The organism is Clostridium sp. UBA6640 (assembly GCF_002455975.1).
GTDB lineage: Bacteria > Bacillota > Clostridia > Clostridiales > Clostridiaceae > Clostridium_J.
This window is the reverse complement of sequence record NZ_DKLM01000063.1, coordinates 1-2,295: the sequence shown is the minus strand read 5'-3', so window position 1 is coordinate 2,295 and position 2,295 is coordinate 1. Positions and strand designations below refer to the sequence as shown.

Annotated in this window: 2 protein-coding genes; both read left to right on the top strand. The window is 30.8% G+C overall.

Going from position 1 to position 2,295, the window contains the following annotated elements:
- Positions 1 to 210: 210 nt before the first annotated feature.
- Positions 211 to 897, top strand: a complete 687-nt coding sequence (locus B2W91_RS06630; protein WP_291579585.1) for a response regulator transcription factor — start codon at positions 211 to 213, stop codon at positions 895 to 897.
- A gap of 1 nt (position 898) precedes the next feature.
- On the top strand, positions 899 to 2,197 hold the full coding sequence (locus B2W91_RS06625; protein WP_291579583.1) for a sensor histidine kinase: 1,299 nt from the start codon (positions 899 to 901) through the stop codon (positions 2,195 to 2,197).
- The last annotated feature ends 98 nt before the right edge of the window (positions 2,198 to 2,295 follow it).

Below are 2,295 nucleotides of genomic sequence, written 5' to 3'. Positions count from 1 at the left end.
AATCCTTAATTTCTAAGGGGTTGATCTGTTTTTATAGAAAATGTATTTTTTAGAGTATGTATTAAGTTCTCAAATTGCATCCCTATATTATGATATAATATTTAACGAATAATTATTAGTAATTTCAATATAGCTGATTAGGATAAAGTTACAGATTATCTATTATATCAATAATTTATGCTTTTGACGTAGTAAAAAGGAGAGATGTATGTGCGAATTTTAATGGTAGAAGATGAAAAATATATGGCGGAAGCTATAGAACAGGTTCTAAAGAAAAATAATTATAGCGTTGACTTAGCTTTTGATGGTGAATATGGATTAGATTGCGGGCTTTCTGGTATATATGACATTATTATTCTCGACATCATGCTTCCTAAAATGGATGGAATAGGCGTATTAAAAGAATTGCGTAAAAATGGTATTGAGGTACCTGTTATCCTGCTGACAGCAAAAGGCGAAACTGAGGATAAGGTTATAGGTCTTGATAGTGGAGCTGACGACTATTTGGCAAAGCCCTTTAAAACAGAAGAATTGATGGCACGTTTACGTGCTTTAAGCCGGAGAAAAAATGAACTGATAAAAGACAACATTTTACAATATGTAGATATTGAATTAAATCCGCTTACTTTAACTCTTAGCTGCGGCAGCAAAGAATTTAAATTGACTTTAAAGGAATGTCAACTATTAGAGCTTTTAATCAAGCGAAAATATATTATTATCTCAAAGGACTCTATCATTGAGAAGTTATGGGGCTATGAAACCTGTGCAGAGGATAATAATGTTGAAGTGTACATATCTTTCTTACGTAAAAAATTAAGTCGTATAAAATCTCAAGTTATCATTCAAACAGTGCGAGGTGCTGGATATGTCTTAAACACTGCAAAGGATGGAGATTAATATGTTTAAAAAGTTACGTAATAGGTTTATTATACTAAATATGTCAATTATCTCTGTGGTGATGATTAGTGCCTTTATAGTTATTTATTTTACAACCTACAATAACATACAAACAGAAAACAGAGATAAACTTGAAATGTTATCTTCAAGAGTAAACACAGGTGCTTTTAGTTTACCAGACGGTACAAAAAAAGATAATATGATCATTAGCATGATTCCTTCCGACTCCTCTTCTTCTTTTCGTATCCTTGTAAATTCAGATGGTAGTATTGTTAAAATAATTTCACATATTGACATGTCTGAGGAAATATATTTTAAGGCAGCAGAACTTGCTTGGAATGAGAAAAAAGATTATAGCATCACTTCACTTGAAAACAAGCGATGGCAATATAAAATATCTCCTATTGGAAGAAATTTTATAACTCATGAAAATGGGAGTAAAACTATAATAAACTTTAATGGTGGCAATTATCAAATTACATTTTTAGATGTCACAGATTCTCATAAGACATTGATGGAGCTCTTTACTACATTATTTTTTGTTGGGATTATTATGCTTTTTGTTATATTTGCAATCAGTCTTTTCTTTGCAAACCGATCTATTAAGCCTATTTCAGAGGCGTGGGAGAAACAAAAACAATTTATTGCTGATGCTTCTCATGAATTAAAAACACCTCTTGCTATTATAAATGCCAATTCCGATGCTCTTCTTGCGAATCAGGAGGAAACCATTAAAAGTCAGAAGAAGTGGCTTGATTATATAAAAAACCAAATTGATAGAATGAGTAAACTTGTAAATGATCTTTTATACTTGGCTAAGACAGAAGATACAAACAGCAAAATATTTTATACACCTTTTAATATTAGTGAGGTAGTAAGTGATATCATATTATCAATGGAGGCTGTGGCTTTTGAGAAAGACATTAGACTTTTACAAGATATAGAAGCAAATATCATCATTAAAAGTGACTGTGAAAAAATTAAACAGGTAGTTACTATACTAGTTGATAATGCAATAAAATATACAGATGAAAAAGGGCGTATTGATATTAGGCTGAAAAAGACAAGACATCAATTAGTGTTTTCTATTAAAAATAGTGGTAAGGGTATACCAAAAGAAAATATAACAAAGCTATTTGATCGTTTTTATAGGGCTGACTCTGCAAGAACACAGGAAAATGGTGGTTATGGTTTAGGCTTGTCTATTGCTAAAGCAATTATAGATAGACTAGATGGTAAAATTTACGCCGATAGTGTGAAAGATGAAAGTACGACTTTTACTTTTATACTTGGCTTATAGATAAACTACTCTAAAATTTAATGTATGTCTGAATACAAGTTACAGTTTGATATATTAATTCACAACTGTTAGATTAATGCACAATGCACAATTAAGGA

Coding starts and splice junctions, on each gene's coding strand:
- B2W91_RS06625 (WP_291579583.1), top strand. CDS start 899: ATGTTTAAAAAGTTACGTAATAGGTTTATTATACTAAATATGTCAATT.